The organism is Paenibacillus sp. RU5M, from assembly GCF_900221055.1.
Classification (GTDB): Bacteria; Bacillota; Bacilli; order Paenibacillales; family Paenibacillaceae; genus Paenibacillus; species Paenibacillus marchantiae.
Window position 1 is genome coordinate 1 of record NZ_OBQM01000017.1, and the last position, 19870, is coordinate 19870.

A 19870-nucleotide genomic window follows, 5' to 3' on the forward strand; every position below is an offset into this window, starting at 1 on the left:
CGCGTCAATGAATACATCACCTACTACAACACCGAACGGTACCAATGGACATTAAAAAAGATGACTCCTGATGAATACAGAAGCCATCTGATTGCCGCTTGAGAACGAAGGTCCTTTTTAAAAGTGGCCACAAACAGGGTCACAGTTCAAGATACTGGGAAGCGGTCGTTTTTTCAAAGAGTTTTGGCACCTTGTGCTATGAACTACTCGAGGTGCTATATTAGATATCAACTGTGTCCATCGACATTTTCTTCTCTATACATAGAACGCACAACTTCATAAGCAAGCTTCGGTCTGCGATACTCATCCACAATTCCTTTACTATTCCGAGTACAGGACCGTGTCAGTAACCAGCCTTCTCCTTCGGTGACTCTGCAATCACTAAATTGCCATATAAACATACCGCAAACATCCGGTGAATCCAGATAGGCATTCAAACAATGCCTTAGAATGTCGGCTTGCCGTTCTTCCGATCCCTTTTCCCGATTGGCGCTTCGAAAGCCGTAGAACCCATCTGCGCCAAATTCACTCATAATTATCGGCTTGCCTGCTCCACCCATTTGATTAGCCCATTGGACTGCTGCTTTGGCTAAATCAAATGGGTTTTCATCCGTGTACCACCCAGGATAAAGATTAAAAGATACAATTTCTGCAAGATCAAAGCAAAGCTCCTGATCACGATGATGAGATGCGAAGGAACGCGGACGACTAGGATCTAACTCGCCAATAATCCCAAGTTGTTTGGCATAATGGACTCTGCCTTCCTCCGTGTTACTGGCACATTCATTTAATATCGCCCAGATGATAATAGAAGGGTGGTTAAAGTGCTGTTCCACCATTTCCCGCGTGACTTGCTCGCTCTGCCAGGCAAAATTAGGATTACGCATCTGTTCCAGGCTTAACCCTCTAGCATGATTTTCTTCCCAGATCACAATGCCTCGCTCGTCACATATATCCAGGAAACGTTCATCATACGGATAATGGCTTGTCCGAACAGCATTACATCCCATTTGTTGTATGAGATCGATATCCCTAACCATCAGTGGAAGAGGGAAGGAGCAACCTACCAGCGGGTGATCTTCGTGCCTATTAACGCCTTTCAGGTTGATGTTCTGTCCATTCAAACGTATTTTTCCGTTAGAAGTAGTAATGTGTCTGAATCCAATCCGGTCAATCAGATCATCTATTTGTAATTCATTAACGATGAGTTTAGCTTGTAGTTTATAGAGATTTGGCTTTTCCAGCGACCACTCCAGAACCTCCGGATAAGATACCGTTTGTATGAATTCTACTTGCTCACCAGGTGCTAACTCACCTTGACCCAGCATGGATTCTGTTCCGGCAAGCTCTCCAACAAGCTGGACTTGTTGAGCAGATTGACTGATATTACGGATCTTTACTTTCCATTGCCCATTCCACTGATTCGCTTGCAGCAGGGGAGTAAACATCACATTCTCAATGTAAACATCGCTTATTTCCTCCAGTACAACGGGGCGAATCAGACCACCGTAGGTGTAATAATCATTCGGGAAATGTAGTGCAGATGCATCGCTGAAGGCGTTATCCACGTACACTAAAATTTCATGCTCTCCAGCAAGCACATTGGGGATTACAGCATCGAACGATGTGTAAGCATTGTAGTGAGATGTAACTAACGCTCCATCAAAATACACATCAGCCGTATGGCTTACCCCTTTGAATTCCAATCGGATATGAGTCTGGCTTGATACCGAAATTATTCTTCGATATACAGCTTTCCCTCTGTAGGCGCCAAAATGAGGATGAGTCTCCCAGCACCCTGGAACAGGTATCTTAAAAGGAAATTCTTCAGGCCGTTCGCCTAGAAGATCTACGGGAGAAAACTCCCACAGACCTTCAAGTTCACTACTGATCCGAGTATGATGCGTATCGAAAAGTCTAATCATCTTTTAAAATCCTCCCATGTCCAATGCGATTTACGGTAATACATTTAAGTTAACGAATTGTAAAGAGCTTATCCATGGTCAATTCGATCCAAGGCATGTCAAAATCGCTCCATGTTTGAGTTTATTTACATCGACAAACAAGGTAGGATAGTCTATGTAGGAGGTTGAACATAATGTATAATCCCATAGATTTGGTGGTTCGAATCGTATGGAGCTCACAAAAGCAAACACCGATAGATTGGTCGGATATCCGCAACAATACGTCGGTACACACCTTTTATTGGATTCATGAAGGTAAAGGGATATTCCATACAGAAGATCACACTTATGACGTGCAGCAGGGAATGTTATTTTATATGGAGCCTGGTGCAGAGATGAGGATGGAAAGTTCTCAAGAGTCACCCTTGACCATTAGCATGATCTTGTTTGATTGCTGCAGAGTTCCGTATAAATCTTCTCAGTGGCAGCTACCTCAGCCCATTCATCGGTTAGAGATTCCCTTTTTCAGTAGACAACAATCAGAGAGAGCTCTGTGGCTTGATCAGGCCTTTAATGAAATCACGGAATCGTGGTTACTGGGAAATAACTCTCGTGAGATGGAAAGTGGTGCGTTACTTATGAAGCTGATTGCTTTATTACACCGACCTGATCATTTGACTGAGACGAAAAACACAAGTTCGATTTTTTATCGAATTAAGGAAGAACTAGAGACGCGATATGCGGAACAACTCTACATCCGAGACATCGCAAGCAAACATGCCATTTCTGAATCTTATCTTCGTAAAATATTTATGAATCATCTGGGACAGTCACCTAAGGAATTCTTAACAGAAGTGAGACTGCGTCGGTCAGAACGTTATTTAACCTATACGAATTACACGTTTAAGCGAATTGCCAGTGAGTGCGGATACAATGATGAATATCATTTCAGTAAAGCCTTTCGAAAATGGAAAGGGATTTCACCCTCCGTATTTCGCAGGAGTTACGGTGAATAAAGGACAGATGGGCGAAGGCAGGGGAGGCCATCGCTATTAGCAAAGAGCATCTGCGGATATCATCGCCACATAATGTGGGTACCGCAGTCGGGTTATTCGAGTCATAGGCGATATAAAGCCATTGGGTTAAACATTCTATATTTACCATAATATATTTTATAGTTAAATTTTGGTTATAACAGAATAGCATCACACAGAACATTAAAGACGTAACTTGAGTTGCATCGGGCAGAACACTTGTCTGACCAAGCGGCGTAGTGAATAAAACAGGATTGTTAATAAACGCTGAGTTGTTCGTTGCACCGTCAATATACGTTCCGCCCAAGACAGCTCTGCATACAAAACCGTACTGACCGCAGGAAGCTGAAGAACAGCCTACGAACTGTTGTTGACGAACAAACTTGTTGTTCCAGGTGGATAACTGCCGAATTGTTGCGTTGTATCCGTTGTGACGTAAGCCCCGAGATTATCGACTGTTCTGGGAATGCCTGGCGTTTCAGATCGGCTGAGTCCGAGCGTATTACCTTTAAAGGCCATCTCATCCTTCCTCATTGATAAAAATGCCAACTTCCTATAGGTATATTTGACCGAAAGATTGTACTGTGCAAAAAAGATGTGAACCTATACATTATTCGAATGCTTTACGACAGCAAGCAACTAGGTATCAGAAAACAATAAAAAAAGACGATATCACGGACTGGAACGGTGATAGAACACTATGCAATATGAAATTATTATACAGGGTTTAAATTGATGAATTCTGGGTAAGCAGAGTATATAGCAAAACATCTAAGCAAGAACTATAGAGCCTAAAATTCAGGAAGAAAAATAATTATTTTTCTTCCTGATTGCATAAAAGGTTTAGGGTGTAGCCTTCCGACAGGGTACTTTTTCGTCTTATTTAGGAGGTAAAGTAAAATTGCTTAATACACTTTTATCATCTTTAAATAACCACAATATAGAAATTTCCGTACATTTAGTAAGCGGAGAAAATTATGTGGGGCTATGTGAAAAAACGACTAATCCCAATGTTGTTCTAATTAAGACTGATCACGGTGATGTAAGATTGCAAGTTTGGACAATTAAGCGCTTTAAAATTTTGAGAATTAATATCGACAGAAACGTAGATGTTCATATATGAAAAGCTAGCAGTAGGTAAAACGATTTAAGGGAAGATTCCGTGAGTTATATTAGTACTATATTTAGAGAACCGGTGCATGATTTTTTAATTTCCTGTATCCTACGATATGAAGTTCTTATTTCTCCATTTAGCGTGCGAATTTTGCGAACATATAAAGTGAACTTACTTAAACCGGAGCTATCCTGAATAAGGATGTAGCTGTTCAATACACGGAATTCTGTCAGAAGAATGCTGTAATCCTCCTCTGGAGACCCTATCCATCCATCGTTCATACATTGTTTGCAATTGAATGTGAATCCTCTAAAAGTATGGCTCTATAGAGTCATGCTTTTTTTAGTTATTTAACAGTATGCTATTTACGATAAACTCATTTTACTCATGTCTCACTAGAGAAAGACGTAAACGAACTACTATTTCAGGTAGATTAGATGGAGGTATGACATATGAAAGGGACCCTGCAAAAAAATAAAATACTGATCGTGGATGATGATGATCGGGTCCGGAGACTGCTAAAAATGTACCTGGAGAAAGAACAATTTATTATTGAAGAGGCCTCGCTCGGCATACAAGCTTTGAGTAAACTTCATAACGGTTCCTATGGATTAGTCATCCTGGATTGGATGCTTCCCGATATTAAAGGTATTGAAATATGCAATTATCTGCGAATGAGCACAAGTATTCCTGTGATGTTCTTGACAGCCAGGTCTGAAGAAGCGGATCGGATTGAGGCGTTTAAGGCAGGAGCAGATGACTTTGTGATGAAACCATTCAGCCCCAGAGAGGTTGTTCTTCGGATCAAATCGATAATGGCTCGTTTTACCGGGTTCTACGGTCACGTTATACCCGATCATTCCGCCAGCGAGGTGATGGTTTCATCCATTTTGATCAATCCAGTTTCAAGGAAAGTGCTGGTAAAAGATGAAGAGATTCATATGACACCCAAAGAATTCGATTTGTTTTACCATTTGGCAACTCATCCGGAGATCGCTTTCTCCAGACAGGATTTGCTTAGAATCGTCTGGAAGTTGGAGAAAAATGAAGAACTGGACTATCGAACCGTAGATACCCATGTTAAACGATTACGTGACAAATTATCGGAGTATGTATCGAATCGTGAAGATCTCATTCAAACCCTGTGGGGGTTTGGTTATATCCTTCGTTTGCCTCATTAATATTTTTCTATTAAAACACAGGAGGAGCATCATGTCCTATAAACAAATTAAATGGATGATTCTTTTCATTCCAACCATTACAGTCGCTATTTGGGAATATGTCAGACATCAATTTTTACTCCCCTATATCTCAATGGATTTGGGCAATTGGTTAACACCGGTGTTGGTTTATCTCGTTACGATTACATTGTTAACCAAGCTATTTCGTATCCTTGAGAACATTCAGAAAGAATTGGAACGTGCACGTTCTGCCAAAGCTGCTCTTGAAGCACGTGAAGAACTGGCACGAGAACTTCATGACGGAATTGCCCAATCCCTGTTCTTGCTATCCGTTAAGGCTGAAAAGCTTGAAATGGGAAATGCCGGGGAACAGCAAGAACAAAACGTCCTATCCATTCGTAAAACGATTCATGAAGTGAACCGTTATGTCAGACAAGCAATCACCAATCTTCGACTTGATCGGGACGAAAATCCTGTACACCAGACCACTCCATCACTTGTGACGCAAGTTCATGCGATGTCCAAAGACATCCGCACGCCAATCGATATTCACTGGGATTTGGAGGAGCATCACCAAGGGGATAAAGAAAAAATAGAGCTGTTAGCTTGTATACGTGAGGCGTTAATTAATATGGATAAATATGCGTTAGCTACAGAAGGATCAATCACTGCAGTAGGGATGAGTCATAGTTGGAAAATCACTGTATCGGATAATGGTATAGGATTTGAAGGAGATCCGTTTTCCAAGAAAAACAAGTTCGGTTTACGAATTATGAAGGAGCGTTGCAATGAGATGGGATGGATTATGAACATGTATCGTAAGGATGGAAAAACCATCGTTGAGATTCAAAAAGGGGGACTAGTATGACAAAGATCATAACAAGAGTAATGGTGGTTGATGATCACGCACATGCAAGGGAAGCCATTCGTGAAATTTTAAGTATAGACGATCACTTTGAGATCATTGGTATGGTAAACAATGGTCAAGAGGCGATTGACTTCATGGAGAAGTGGCTTCCAGATCTCATTCTAATGGATATTCAAATGCCCATTATGGATGGACTTGAAGCAACTCGGAGAATCAAGCTGACCTTCCCCTATGTGAAAATTGTTATGATCACCGTTTCAGACGACATGCTTCATTTGCTTGAGGCGCTCAAAAGAGGGGCGCAAGGATACCTGCTCAAAAATCTGGAGCCAACCACATGGCTCGAATATCTGCATTCCATTATTAACGATGAAGTTCCCATGTCTAGAGACGTTGCCTATCAGATTCTAAAAGAAGTTAATGTGATCGAAAAAAAGAAATCTGAAGTACGGTTGACGACTCGAGAACTCGATATTCTATACGGTGTTGCTGAAGGATGGACGAATAAAGAAATTGCAGGTAAATATGACATATCGGAATACACGGTTAAGAATCACTTAAAAAATATACTGCAAAAGTTACAGTTGCAAAACCGGGTTCAATTAACCCGTTACGCTCTTGAGCAAGGACTTGTTTGGGATGCTAACAGGCATCAGGGATGAAGAAATGCTTCTGCCATTTTACGTTTTTGTTGGCTTGAATTATGGAAATTGATTTCAATAGCTTGAGCTTTTTTTGTCACAAATTTTAGCTTTAATAGCTCATAGGGGCTATTACGAATATTCGTAACATAAAGTACCATAAAACACGTACTATTTACTCATTCGAAAGCTTTATTAACGGAGGTTAGACAACGTTGCAGACAAAGAGAATAACGATGCTTTGGGTTTTGTGTACACTCTTTTTCATTTCGGCATGCTCAAGTGCATCCGAGGAGACAGCAACACAATCCGCAGCATCCACAGGAACTGAGGACAAAGAAGTTACGTTTTTATTTAACTTTGCAAGCCAGACGATTGATCCACATCTGGATTATACCCCGCTAAGAGCCGGAGTTACCGAAACCTTGGTTAAGTTGGGTGAGGATCTGCAGATCGAGCCTTGGCTGGCTGAGAAGTGGGACACGACGGACGGACAGCACTGGACATTTGAGATTAAGAAAAATGTAACCTTCCAGGATGGACGGGCCCTGGATGCCGAAGCTGTTAAACAATCTCTTGAACGTGCAATCCAGGTGAATCCGGGTGTAGAACAGGTTTTGAAGATTAAAGAGATGAGTGCATCCGGTCAAACGCTGGACATTACGACCGAACAACCCTTCCCGCAGTTTCCATCCGAGCTCGTTCACCCGAACGTATCCATTCTGGATGTCAATGCGGCTGACCCGGACAAAACACCTGTTGGAACTGGGCCTTTCAAAGTTACATCCTTCACAGCGGGAAGCTCACTCAAGGTGGAGCGCTACGATGAGTATTGGGGCGGAGCTGCCAAGCTCAGTCGTGTCTCATTCAACTTTAATGAGGATGCGAGTGCGCGCCTTTCGGCTCTGATGTCGGGAGATGCGGATATTGTATATCGCCCACCAACTGAAAGTCTGGAAACGATGAAAAGTGATTCCACTCTTCATTTGGAATCGGTCACAAGCTTGCGGACACACGAGCTTATTTTTAATACAAACCAACCCGAATTCAAGGACAAATATATGAGAAAAGCCTTTGATGCCCTCGTGAATCGTGAGGAATTGAAGGACGTGATTATGGGTGGACAGGCTACGCTTGCAACGGGGCCATTCATGCCAGGCTTCTCCTTTATTCCTTCCTATGAAGCCAAAACGACAGGTGTCGAAGCAGCATTGGCATGGTTTGAAAAGGCGGGTTATCAGGTGGAGCAGGGTAAGGTCAGTAAAGATGGAAAGCCGCTCAGCTTGAAGCTTGTAACGTATACATCACGGGCGGAATTCCCCTTGTTTGCTCAGGTACTGCAAGCAAAAGCGAAAGAAATCGGTATCGATATTACGATTGAATTCGTGGATAATTATGAAGACTATTTGCTCACCAAAGATGACTGGGATCTAGGCACATACAGCCCCTTGATTGCACCACGTGGGGATGCCAGTTACTTCCTCAATATCGCCTTCAAACCCGACGGGACGCTGAATTTCGGAAAAATTAATGATTCAGAGCTGAATCAGTGGATTGATGAGTTAGATCAGATGGTGGATACCAATAAACGAAATGAATTAATCAAAAAAATTCTGATGCATATTGATGAAGAAACCTATTACTCCTACCTGGTTCATCCCAATACACTCGTTGTGTATAAAGATCGGGTGAAAAATTGGGTAACCAGCAAAAGTGAGTATTACATGCTGACGAATCAACTGGATGTGGAATAGACATGAACAAGCTCCTGAAACGAAGTATAGAGTTCATTCTCTTTATTTTGCTTCTGTCCTTCATTAGCTTTGTGTTCGTAAAAATGGCACCCGGTGATGCGGTAAGGGAAATGCTGCGCTCCGATGATGTAGCCATTACCTCTTCCCAAATAGAAGAGCAGCGTGAGGCTTTGGGGCTGAATGACCCTGTGCTCGTGCAGTACGGGCAGTGGCTCGGACGTCTTGTTCGACTCGATTTGGGCACATCGTATATGACCAATCGTCCGGTAACGGAGGAATTACTGGACAAATTGCCGGCAACGTTGCTGTTGACGTGCACTTCACTGCTTGTGCTGATCGTCATCGCCATTCCGCTCGGCACACTGTCCGCCTTATATCCCAATCGTGTCATCGACCGGTTCAGTCGTCTTCTGGCTGTACTGGGCACCTCAGTCCCTAGCTTCTGGCTGGGGCTTCTTTTAATAGAAGGCTTCTCTGTGAGAACACATCTATTTCCCTCTATGGGGACGGGGAGCATTGCGCATCTGGTGCTTCCATCCCTAACACTGGGATTGACCATGGCAGCTGTATACGTGCGCCTCATTCGATCCAGCTTGCTGGAAAGCCTGGGTCAGGATTTTGTTCGGGGGGCACGGTCCAGAGGGATAGGCGGCCCCAGTGTACTCCTTCGACATGCCTTCCGTCATGCACTCACACCCGTAGTCACGATGTTTGGTGTAAGTATCGGAAGTTTGCTAGGGGGAACAGTCGTCATTGAAGTGTTATTCTCCTATCCGGGTATGGGCAAGTTCATTGTTGACGCCATTCAGAGTCGTGATTATCCGGTTATTCAGGGCTATATGGTCCTGATGGGCCTGATCGTTACGATCATGCACATGCTGGTTGACCTTCTGAATGACGTTCTGAACCCCGAGATCCGGTTGAAGGGGGAACGATAATTATGTTTAAAACCAAGTTTAGACTTACCCCTCCGGTGCAAAAACCAAAAATGAGCGTTCACATCATCATATTGGTGCTCGTTGTTTTGATCTTGATCTGTGCGCCTTATGTCGTTCCTTATGATCCCTATGCGGTAAACTTGGCGATGCGGCTTCTGCCTCCAGGTATGGACCATCTGCTAGGAACGGATGACCTCGGTCGAGATCTGTTCTCCCGTTTGCTGCTCGGAGGAAGGAATACGGTAGGAACCAGTCTGATGGTTCTCCTGAGTTCACTCGTGATCGGGATTCCCGCAGGCTTAATGGCCGGGTATGCAGGCGGGTGGCTGGATCGAATCTATAAACGAATATCGGATGCTTTTCTTGCGTTTCCAGATTTCATCATTGCCATTGTGCTCAGTGGACTGATGGGACCAGGTATCTTCAATCTGATGATTGCCATCGTTTCGGTCAAATGGATTACGTACTCTCGCATCGTTCGTAATAGCGTGATCGCGGAGAAAAATCAGGAGTATATTACCATTGCTCGTCTGAGCGGATTACGCCCTCATCAGATTTTGTGGAAGCATTTACTACCCCATGCGTTGTCTCATGTGATTGTGATCGCTTCGCTGGATATCGGTAAAATCATTCTCATGATTGCCTCGCTCTCCTATATTGGATTGGGGGCACAGCCTCCTGCACCAGAATGGGGGGCGATGCTGAATGAGGGACGGGCATACTTTCATAGCTCACCATATCTGATGATAGCCCCTGGACTCGCGATCATGCTTGTGGTGCTATGGTCCAACATGCTGGGAGACCGTGTTCGCGATGGGCTCGATATCAAACGGAGCAGGGAGTGAGAAGTGGATGAGTTTACTCCAAATAAACGGACTTCGGCTTGTGGCCGGAGAGCAGACTCTTATTCACGATATGGATCTGTCCATTAACGATGGCGAGTGGATGACTGTCATTGGGGAAAGCGGCAGCGGAAAAACACTTACAAGCTTGTCCATCGGTCGTTTGCTTCCAAACGGGGTGCGCCATACGGCAGGACAAATCCTGTTTAACGGCCAGTCTTTGTCGGAGCTGCCCGAGAAACAGTTGAATCGGCTGCGCGGCAAAGAAATTGCATATGTATTTCAAGACTATACAGGCGTGTTTAGCCCGTTTCTTCCAATAGGCAAACAACTGGATGAGACGCTTAGGGTTCATTATACATGGGGACGCCAGGAACGAAAGGAACGGATTGCGGAAGCTCTGAATGACGTTTCCTTGCCTGCCAAACGGGTTGTTGACAGCTATCCGTTCCAGCTAAGTGGCGGACAATTGCAGCGGGTATCCATCGCGACGGCGATGCTGCTTGAGCCAAAACTGCTAATTGCGGACGAGCCAACGTCTGCACTGGACTGGGTTACCGGAACAGAAATACTTGATTTGCTCATTCGACTTAAAGAGAAAACAGGCTTCTCCATTTTGTTCATCACCCATGACCTGAAGCTGGCTAGACGCTACGCGGATCAGATTGCCATTATGCGGGAAGGTCGGATCTTGGAATCAGGCAATGCTGAGGACGTGCTGACACAAGCCATACATCCGTACACGCAAAAGCTTTTGGCAGCCGAATCCATGCTGTCTTATGCTCAACCTGACGTCGTTCCGAAACGAGGTCGATTATCATGAGTGAAGAATCTGTGTTTACCGTTCAGAACCTGATCAAGACCTATGCTGGACAGACAAGGGCGATCGACGGAATTTCTTTCAGTCTCCACCCGGGAGAATGTGTGGGGCTGATCGGAGAAAGCGGGAGCGGAAAGAGTACACTGGCACGCTGTATTTTTTTAATGGAGAAGATGGATTCCGGGCAAATGTGGTTTCTAGGAAAAGAGTTGGTACAACCACGATTCGGTTCCGCCTGTCGTGTCTTTCAGGGGCAAGTTCAGGCGGTATTTCAGAATCCTGCATCGAGTCTCAATCCCAGACTACGGATTATCGATTCCGTGATGGAACCGCTAGACAACCTTAAAAATCGAACACCTGTAATTGTACAGGATTGCAGGAAGAACAGGTTGAAATGTGCCGAACGGCTGCTGGATATGGTGGAGCTACCAAGTGATCTCTTGAACCAGTACCCTCATGAGCTCAGTGGAGGGCAGAAGCAGCGCGTTGCTATTGCGAGAGCAATAAGCAGTGAGCCATCCCTGATCATTATGGACGAACCCACATCCAGTCTGGATATGATTACACAAGCTCAGATTATTGAAATGCTTATGAAGTTGCAAAAAAATATCGGATTTGCCTGTTTATTTATTTCACATGATCTGGCTACAATCCAGCGTATGTCCGATCAAATTATGGTGATACAGCAGGGGCGAGTCATCGATCATTTTGCCAAGGAAGCGTTGTTTTCATCCGAAAGGCATGCGTATACACAAAGTTTAGTTCACAAATACGCGAAGCGAAGAAGTTAAATTATAAAATCCGGCTAAGGATAGCCGGATTTTATTTATGACCGTATCAGGTAAGAAAGTATCGCTGTGCTAATGGAAGTTCATCAACGGGACGACACACGAGGGTCTCACCATTAACCGATACGCTATAATTTGCTGGATCAACCATAATGTCAGGTGTTTCTCCATTCAAGATCATATCTTTCTTGCCGACCGTGCGGCAACCGACAACGGGTTTCAGCTGCTTCGTGAGTCCAAGTGAAGGCAAGGTTCCCTTGTCAATGGCTACTTGAGAAACAAATGTGGCACAGATGGCTGAACGAGCTTTTCCATAACTACCAAACATGGGTCTATACATGTAAGGCTGCGGGGTTGAAATGGTAGAGTTCGGATCACCCATGGCACTATGAATAATCATGCCGCCTTTGATGACCATTTCCGGTTTGGCACCAAAGAATGCAGGCTTCCATAATACGAGATCGGCCATTTTTCCAACTTCGATTGATCCAACATATTGAGATATCCCATGTGTGATCGCAGGGTTAATGGTGTACTTCGCAATATATCGTTTAACCCTATTATTATCTGCCTGGTTATCACCTGATAAGGGGCCACGCTGTTTTTTCATTTTATCAGCCGTTTGCCAGGTTCTGATCGCTACCTCACCTACACGACCCATAGCTTGAGAATCCGAACTTGTCATACTAATTGCACCAATATCATGCAGGATATCCTCTGCACCAATCGTTGTTTCTCTGATACGGGAGGCAGCAAAGGCCACATCTTCAGGAATCCGCGGATCAAGATGATGACAGATCATCAGCATATCCATATGTTCATCTATCGTATTACGTGTATATGGCATGGTAGGACTTGTTGAAGAAGGTAAAACGTTGGGCATGGATGCTACACGCAATAGATCTGGGGCATGACCTCCGCCGGCACCTTCCGTATGGTAGGTGTGAATAGCTCGACCATTGAAAGCCCGGAGACTGTCCTCAACGTAGCCCGCTTCGTTCAATGTATCTGTATGAATATTCACCTGAATATCATATTGCTCTGCAACATTTAAACACTTGTCGATTACATAAGGGGTGCTTCCCCAGTCCTCATGTATTTTAAGTCCGCCTACACCAGCCAGAACTTGCTCGTTCAAAGCCTCCGGCCTCGAACTGTTGCCACGTCCTAACATCACAAAGTTCATAGGCAAAGAATCTGTTGCTTGGAGCATTCGTTCGATATGCCAGACACCTGATGTGCAGTTTGTGGCAAGAGTACCTGTAGCCGGGCCGGAGCCTCCTCCAATCATGGTGGTAACGCCACTTTGCAGCGCGATCTCGATTTGTTGAGGGGAAATGAAATGAACATGACTGTCCACACCACCAGCAGTAACAATCAAATTTTCTCCAGAAATAACCTCTGTGCCTACACCTATGTACATATTCGGAGTGACACCATCCATGACCAACGGATTTCCTGATTTTCCGATCCCGCTGATTAAACCATCTTTAATACCAATATCAGCCTTTACGATACCCCAACTATCAATAATGACAACATTGGTAATGACAGTATCCATAACGCCTTCTTCTCGCGTGGCGAGTGGATGCTGACCCATACCATCTCTAACGGTTTTACCTCCACCAAACACGCATTCATCCCCATAAACCGTGAAATCTTTTTCAATTTCGATTTTGAGCGAAGTATCTGCCAAACGAATGCGGTCGCCAGTCGTCGGTCCATACATGCTTGCGTAAGTTGCACGATCGATTGTCTTCATCATTCAACCCTCCCGTTGGTCAAACCAGCAAATCCATGTATTTCTTTCAAACCACCGATCTCCACTAATTCAACTTCCGTTGTTTCCCCAGGTTCAATTCGAACGGATAGACCAGAAGGGATATCTAGGCGATATCCTTTTGTTCCTTCTCTATTGAAGGAAAGGGCGGGATTGGCTTCGCAGAAATGAAAATGAGATCCAACTTGAACAGGTCTACTGCCTGTATTGGTAACTGAACGGCTTATTCGTTTGCGATCAGGTAACAGCACAATGGGATCATCAGCAAATTCATACTCGCCTGGAGTCATCCCACCTAAAGGACGTGGAATAGGATCATGTACACTGACCAGTTTTGTACCGTCTGTAAACGTGGCTTCCACCTGTACTTCACTAAGGAGTTCAGCTACACCTTCCATTACTTGTTCAGTGGTCAGGAGGTGACGAGCTTCCTCCATAAGTTCACTAACGCTTTTGCCATCACGAGCGCCTTCAATAACAAACCCGGTGATATAAGCAATAGCTTCGGGATAATTCAGTTTAACGCCGCGTAATAATCTTTTTTCAGCCATGTCTGCGGCAAGATACATCATTAATTTTTCGCGTTCCTGAACAGTCAAATGCATAGTCGACAACTCCTTTTAACCTTAGTAATGAACTTCGGATGAGATTGTAAATGATGTTGGTTACCTAATTAGTAACACGTATTTGTGAAAATGTAGCACGATATTTAGGGTCAGTCAACCATTTTATGTCATATTATATAACTCCACATGCGTTTATCATCTACAAAATGTAAATATTAGACATTATAATGCAAATTCATGTTAATAAAAATAACACATTAAACATGGGTGCAAAAAAATCCGCACCTTTTCAAATTCAAGGGCGGACTCTTTATATTTATCACATTCTAAGTTTTAATCAGCCAGTGTTAATCCCAGCTTTTTGGCATTATCCTGAATAAGCTGAACTAGTGTTTGTTCGGCGGTTTCGGGATAGTTGCGAAGCTCTACAATTGGACGATCGGCGATGTTTGCAATTTCCGCTCCTTGAGGAAAATGGAGATTATCGATGATCAGCGCAGGCTTCATAGCCGCAAGCTCTGCTGCTTGTGTCGGTGTCACTTCAGTCGGACCGAACTCGCCTACGACCTCGTATCCGAGAGCTTTGGCTACAGGTACCATGTAAGCCTGAGCAACCACTCGTTTGGATTCGGTGTCCAGCTTGGACGTTTCAGCATTGACTGCTTCAAATGTGCTGTCGATTTCCTTCAAAGCCTGCTGTGCAGTATCCGTTGTTCCCAAACTCTCCGCAATGGTAGTAATCTGTTCGCGAAGCATGTCCGGTGTATTCTCTGTCATCACGATAAGCCTAGCTTCCTCAGGCACGTCAGCTGCCTCCAATATTTGTTTCATAAACGGTTCATATTCAGAGTAAATAACCGTTGACGCATCATTTACTTTTTCAATATCGGTGGGTTTAAAATCATACTCATTGGGATGTTTCATGTCCACGGGAGCAAGGGTCGAGATGCTGTCTGCACCAGCTGTTTTAGCCAGTAATGCTGTCCAGCTTGTGGATGCAACAATCTTTGGAGTGACCGTTTCAGCTTGCTTTGGTTCTGTGTCCTGAGCATTTTCGGTTACTGTACTGGATGCATTTCCTGTACACCCGGTGAAGAGAATGGTACCCATGACAAGCACCAGCAGGGGGGAGAATTTTTTTAGTATGGTTTTGTTATTTTTCATCAGAGTTAGACCTCCACATATCATTATTTTCGAGTAAACGTATAACAAAGACTTAAGATGATGACACCGACCATGGTTATGGAAGCGCCCGTTGGCAAGTTAAAGATGAGTGAAGCGATATAACCTCCAACAGCAGTCAATGTGCCAAAAAGAGATGACAACAAGAGTAATTGCTTATACGTTCTGCTTACTCTTGTAGCTGCCATGGCAGGTAGTAGCAATAGTGCGTCAATCAGCAAAGCTCCCACAAGCTTCATCGCAATTCCAATCGAGATTCCAGTCAGAAACAGCAGCACATTGCGGATTCTGGCGGCGGGAATACCTAACCATTCCGCATGTTCTGCATGATGAAGCACTAATTGAATTTCTCTGTGGCAGACCACGAACAGAGACACGATAATCAAGCTGATTCCACCTAGCAACCAGATATCCAAAGAAGTGAGCGTCAAAATACTGCCTGCAAACAGACCAAATACATCCATCGCAGGGATTCCCCCCATATGGAACAGCATTAAAGCCGCAGCAAGCGAACCTGTCATGAGGAATGCTCCGGTTATGGCGGGTTCAAGCTTAACCTTGGCAGATAACGGACCGAATAACAACGAGCCGGCAAGAATAGCCAGCATGGCTCCAGGCATAGGCTTCATGCCGATGAGCAATCCGAATGCGCCTCCGAGAAGAGCCAAATGCATCAGAGCAAAACGGACAACCGTCAGTTGGAACTGAATCACGACAATACCCACGAGGGACAAACAGCTACCCCCGATCATACAGGCGATCAATGCCCGCTGGAACAATGGAATATGTATGTAGTCGATTAACGTCATGCAGTACCACCAACATCCGTTAGCGTCCCGTCCTTCATAAGACAAATGCGGTCATGCAAATGTTCCGTTTCTTCCAGTTGATGAGTGATCATGAGTGTGAGCAGTTGAGGTGCCCGTTGCCTGTATTCATCGATAAGTCTATACAGCAAATCTCTTGAGAACGTATCCAAATGAGTGCTTGGCTCGTCCAAAAGCAAGATGTCAGGCTCGCGTATTAAAGCACGTGCTATATTCATCCGTTGTTGCTGTCCTCCAGATAAATCCTTGCAATCTTGATTGGCCAGTTCCGTTAATCCGACATGCTCAAGCCATTCCGTCGTTTTTTGTTTATCTGTTATGGAAGGACGCTTCCAATAAGCAAATGACGTTCCCCAGTTGCCAAGCATTACATACTCAAAAACCGTGATGGGCAGATTTCCTTTCTGTACGCCCTGAGGCACAAATCCGATTTTTTTCTGCGCCCATTTAAAATCTTTTTTGTGTTCCATCCGTCGTCCGCCAATGTTCATGGAGCCTTCCCTCATGGGGATCAGACCGAGGATGACTTTAAACAGCGTTGTTTTTCCCGCGCCATTCGTACCTGTAATCGCAACCATCTCCCCGTGATAGCCTTGAAAGTCTAGCTTGTGAAGAACGGGGGAAGTGCCATAACCGGCCGTACCATGCTGAATTTCCAGAGCTGGAGGCATGATTCATCGTTCACCTTCTTTCCTATCCAGTATGAACATTGGAGGAGAAAGCGAACATGGCTCGTTCTAGCTATATTAGGATGGATATTGTTACAAAGACATGAATTTGGAACCAAACTGCTATGGTTTGGTGAAAAAGTTCATATATTATTTTCATTTGTAAACTATAACTGCCTGGAGATAGCTCTTATGAGTCATCCTGTGTGTGTTCTTATTCAAGTATGATGGTTCTAGACGAACGGATGGAGCAAACATATTCAAAAAAAGGAGACCGGAAATATGGACAAGCTATCCACCTCAAATTCAACACAGCCATCAACCAATACAGATGATCATCCTGCACTGTGGCAAACAACCCTTCATATTAAAGGGATGACCTGTGCAGCCTGTTCAGCTCGTATTGAAAAGGGATTATCTCGTATGGAGGGCGTACAACAGGCTAACGTCAATCTCGCAATGGAGAAGGCGACAATATCCTATCATCCCGCCAATATCGGTATACATGATTTTAAGAACAAAGTGGAGGCTCTTGGCTTCCAGACCGTCACGGAATCTGTTGACTTGAATATTACAGGTATGACATGCGCAGCATGTTCAGCGCGAATTGAGAAAGGCCTCTCCAAGTTGCCTGGTGTGTCTCGTGCCAATGTGAATCTGGCACTGGAAACGGGTCATGTCGAATACATTTCAGGAACGTTGAAGGGCTCGGATCTCATCCACAAGATCAGACAATTGGGTTTCACTGCCCAGTTAAAAGAAACGGAAGAAGAGACCGTCTCCCTACGAGAACAGGAATTACAGCGAAAAAAATGGAACTGGATTCTGTCGGCTATTCTTTCTCTCCCGTTATTATGGGCGATGGTAGGTCACTTTTCATTTACTTCCTGGATCTGGGTACCTGATGTATTTATGAATCCATTGTTTCAATGGATACTCGCTACTCCTGTGCAATTCTTCCTGGGTCGCCAGTTTTACATCGGTGCATATAAGGCATTGAAAAACCGAAGTGCCAACATGGATGTACTGGTTGCTCTGGGAACGAGTATGGCTTATTTCTATAGTCTCTACTTGACTTCATTAACCAGCACGGGCGGATTATCCGGTCACAATCATGGAGGTAGTGCAATTGTAACGAATACTGCGAATGCTGCTTCACAAGCTCCGGTTGATTTTTATTTTGAAACCAGTGCGGTACTGATTACTCTTATTCTGCTCGGCAAATGGTTGGAAGCTTTAGCCAAGGGACGCTCCACTCAGTCAATCAAAAGCCTAATCGAGATGGCTCCGCGAAGTGCAAGAGTGATTCGAGATGGTCAGGAAATCAGTCTCGTACCTGAATACGTCTTGATGAACGATCTTGTTATCGTGAAGCCTGGCGAAAAGATACCTGTAGACGGTGTAGTGGAAGAAGGATTCTCATCCGTTGATGAATCCATGTTGAGCGGTGAAAGCCTTCCCGTAGACAAGAAACCAGGTGATTCCGTCACAGGCGCTACACTGAACAAAAACGGTATGCTTCGTTTGCGGGCAACACGTGTGGGCGCAGACAGCGCACTGTCGCAAATTATTAAAATTGTGGAACAGGCGCAAGGCTCCAAGGCCCCCATACAGCGGATTGCCGATGTAATTTCAGGAATTTTTGTCCCCATTGTAGTCAGCCTTGCAGCCATCACGTTTTTGTTCTGGTACCTGTTGATCAGTCCTTATGACTTCGGTGGTGCTCTGGAGAAGGCGATTGCGGTGTTGGTCATCGCCTGTCCTTGCGCTCTCGGGCTAGCCACTCCAACCTCCATTATGGCGGGTTCCGGGCGTGCAGCCGAGTACGGCATTCTGTTCAAAGGCGGAGAATATTTGGAATCTGCACAGCACATTCAAACGGTCGTACTGGACAAAACAGGAACGGTGACAAACGGCAAGCCGATTCTGACAGACGTTAAAACTGCTGCGAACTGGACAAGAACAGCGCTTCTGAACCGGGTAGGTGCGGTGGAGCAAAGCTCTGAACATCCACTGGCTGAAGCGATTATGGAAGGGATCAAAGCAGCGGGAATAAATCTCTTTCCGAAGTCAGAGCACTTTAAGAACATGCCAGGTTACGGAGTGCAAGCTACTGTAATGGGCCAGGACGTTCTCATTGGTACACGACGTCTTCTCTCCGATCAACATGTGGCCGTTCCGCCAGAAGCGCTCACTCAAATGTCTGAGCTGGAAAAACAGGGCAAGACCACGATGCTCGTAGCTGTAGATGGACAGTGTGCTGGCATGATTGCGGTTGCAGATACGATCAAAGACACGTCAAAACAAGCCATTCAAAAGCTTCAAGCCATGGGTATCGATGTCATCATGATAACAGGAGACAATGAGCGTACAGCACGATCGGTGGCTGCACAGGCTGGTATCGTGACCGTACTGGCTGAAGTGCTTCCAGAGGGCAAAGCAACGGAAATACAGCGTCTTCAGGAAGGTGGTCGGAAGGTTGCGATGGTGGGGGATGGGATTAATGATGCCCCGGCTCTGGCTGTAGCCGATATCGGCATGGCCATTGGCACCGGAACGGATGTGGCGGTGGAAACGGCAGATGTCACGCTAATGCGTGGTGATCTGAGCGGTGTCGCGGATGCCATTGAGCTTAGCCAAAGAACGATGCGCAATATCAAGCAAAACCTTTTCTGGGCGCTTGCGTATAATGTCATTGGCATTCCGATTGCAGCCCTGGGTTTCTTGGCGCCTTGGCTTGCTGGTGCAGCAATGGCCTTCAGCTCCGTATCAGTTGTATTGAATTCTCTGCGTCTACAAAGGATGAAGCTTTAGCAAGATTCTTTTTTTAGATAACGAGATTAGATGAGCAGAGTGAAGCTTGAGCAGGTTAAGAAGTCGCTAATATAGCGACTTCTTTTTTTTATATGGAATAGATTTGTCGTAAGGGTGCCCAGGATTATTTAAAAGTTGAAGTAGGGGTG

The 19870-nt window shown here is 44.8% G+C and carries 19 protein-coding genes; 12 read left to right on the plus strand and 7 right to left on the minus strand.

All coding sequences use genetic code 11. The annotated features are described in order from the left end of the window. Positions 1-15: 15 nt before the first annotated feature. Entirely contained in the window at positions 16-102 is an 87-nt protein-coding gene (locus CRO25_RS29805; RefSeq protein ID WP_372829096.1) for an IS3 family transposase, read from the plus strand. Between the two features lie 125 nt (positions 103-227). Here CRO25_RS29805 and CRO25_RS29810 read toward each other — a convergent pair whose 3' ends face one another. Beyond that, positions 228-1925, minus strand: coding sequence for a glycoside hydrolase family 2 protein (locus CRO25_RS29810; RefSeq protein WP_079697529.1), 1698 nt, complete (start codon positions 1923-1925; stop codon positions 228-230). 173 nt (positions 1926-2098) lie between these two features. On the opposite strand from CRO25_RS29810, the gene CRO25_RS29815 reads away from it, so the two are divergent. Then, positions 2099-2920 (plus strand): AraC family transcriptional regulator, encoded by an 822-nt coding sequence (locus CRO25_RS29815; protein ID WP_079697528.1) that lies wholly within the window; start codon positions 2099-2101, stop codon positions 2918-2920. A 375-nt stretch (positions 2921-3295) separates the two neighbouring features. On the opposite strand, the gene CRO25_RS33615 is transcribed toward CRO25_RS29815, so the two are convergent. Then, positions 3296-3457 carry a hypothetical protein gene (locus CRO25_RS33615; protein WP_179132309.1) on the minus strand — a complete coding sequence of 54 codons (162 nt, stop codon included), beginning with the start codon at positions 3455-3457 and terminating at the stop codon, positions 3296-3298. Positions 3458-3839: 382 nt separating this feature from the next. Between CRO25_RS33615 and CRO25_RS33620 the strand changes: the two genes are divergently transcribed. From CRO25_RS33620 to CRO25_RS29865, 9 genes are all read left to right on the plus strand, one after another. Then, on the plus strand, positions 3840-4061 hold the full coding sequence (locus CRO25_RS33620; RefSeq protein WP_079697527.1) for a hypothetical protein: 222 nt from the start codon (positions 3840-3842) through the stop codon (positions 4059-4061). Positions 4062-4504: 443 nt separating this feature from the next. Beyond that, complete coding sequence (locus tag CRO25_RS29830; protein ID WP_079697526.1) at positions 4505-5233, plus strand: response regulator transcription factor; 729 nt, start codon at positions 4505-4507, stop codon at positions 5231-5233. A 31-nt stretch (positions 5234-5264) separates the two neighbouring features. Then, complete coding sequence (locus CRO25_RS29835) at positions 5265-6101, plus strand: sensor histidine kinase (protein WP_079697525.1); 837 nt, start codon at positions 5265-5267, stop codon at positions 6099-6101. Further along, positions 6098-6763, plus strand: coding sequence for a response regulator transcription factor (locus CRO25_RS29840; RefSeq protein WP_079697524.1), 666 nt, complete (start codon positions 6098-6100; stop codon positions 6761-6763). The genes CRO25_RS29835 and CRO25_RS29840 overlap by 4 nt, the downstream gene beginning before the upstream one ends. 215 nt (positions 6764-6978) lie before the next feature. Beyond that, a complete protein-coding gene (nikA, locus tag CRO25_RS29845; RefSeq protein ID WP_079697523.1) occupies positions 6979-8496 on the plus strand; it encodes a nickel ABC transporter substrate-binding protein in 1518 nt (505 codons plus the stop codon). A 2-nt stretch (positions 8497-8498) separates the two neighbouring features. Next, complete coding sequence (nikB, locus tag CRO25_RS29850) at positions 8499-9434, plus strand: nickel ABC transporter permease (protein ID WP_079697522.1); 936 nt, start codon at positions 8499-8501, stop codon at positions 9432-9434. 2 nt (positions 9435-9436) lie between these two features. Beyond that, positions 9437-10279: a nickel transporter permease gene (gene nikC / locus CRO25_RS29855; RefSeq protein WP_079697521.1), complete on the plus strand. Its 843-nt coding sequence runs from the start codon at positions 9437-9439 to the stop codon at positions 10277-10279. Between the two features lie 7 nt (positions 10280-10286). Beyond that, the gene (locus CRO25_RS29860) at positions 10287-11099 is read left to right on the plus strand and encodes an ABC transporter ATP-binding protein (RefSeq protein WP_079697520.1); all 813 of its coding nucleotides are present in this window, start codon (positions 10287-10289) and stop codon (positions 11097-11099) included. Next, on the plus strand, positions 11096-11887 hold the full coding sequence (locus tag CRO25_RS29865; protein WP_079697519.1) for an ABC transporter ATP-binding protein: 792 nt from the start codon (positions 11096-11098) through the stop codon (positions 11885-11887). Before CRO25_RS29860 ends, CRO25_RS29865 begins: the two co-directional genes overlap by 4 nt. A 46-nt stretch (positions 11888-11933) precedes the next feature. Here CRO25_RS29865 and ureC read toward each other — a convergent pair whose 3' ends face one another. From ureC to CRO25_RS29890, 5 genes are all read right to left on the minus strand, one after another. After that, a complete protein-coding gene (ureC, locus tag CRO25_RS29870; protein WP_079697518.1) occupies positions 11934-13646 on the minus strand; it encodes an urease subunit alpha in 1713 nt (570 codons plus the stop codon). Next, positions 13646-14269 (minus strand): urease subunit gamma, encoded by a 624-nt coding sequence (locus tag CRO25_RS29875; protein WP_079697517.1) that lies wholly within the window; start codon positions 14267-14269, stop codon positions 13646-13648. Before CRO25_RS29875 ends, ureC begins: the two co-directional genes overlap by 1 nt. A gap of 294 nt (positions 14270-14563) precedes the next feature. Further along, positions 14564-15394 carry a metal ABC transporter solute-binding protein, Zn/Mn family gene (locus CRO25_RS29880; RefSeq protein WP_079697516.1) on the minus strand — a complete coding sequence of 277 codons (831 nt, stop codon included), beginning with the start codon at positions 15392-15394 and terminating at the stop codon, positions 14564-14566. 23 nt (positions 15395-15417) lie between these two features. Then, positions 15418-16221 (minus strand): metal ABC transporter permease, encoded by an 804-nt coding sequence (locus CRO25_RS29885; protein ID WP_079697515.1) that lies wholly within the window; start codon positions 16219-16221, stop codon positions 15418-15420. Continuing rightward, positions 16218-16910, minus strand: coding sequence for a metal ABC transporter ATP-binding protein (locus tag CRO25_RS29890; RefSeq protein WP_079697514.1), 693 nt, complete (start codon positions 16908-16910; stop codon positions 16218-16220). The genes CRO25_RS29885 and CRO25_RS29890 overlap by 4 nt, the downstream gene beginning before the upstream one ends. Before the next feature lie 279 nt (positions 16911-17189). On the opposite strand from CRO25_RS29890, the gene CRO25_RS29895 reads away from it, so the two are divergent. Further along, positions 17190-19721 (plus strand): heavy metal translocating P-type ATPase, encoded by a 2532-nt coding sequence (locus tag CRO25_RS29895; RefSeq protein ID WP_079697513.1) that lies wholly within the window; start codon positions 17190-17192, stop codon positions 19719-19721. Positions 19722-19870 lie beyond the last annotated feature (149 nt).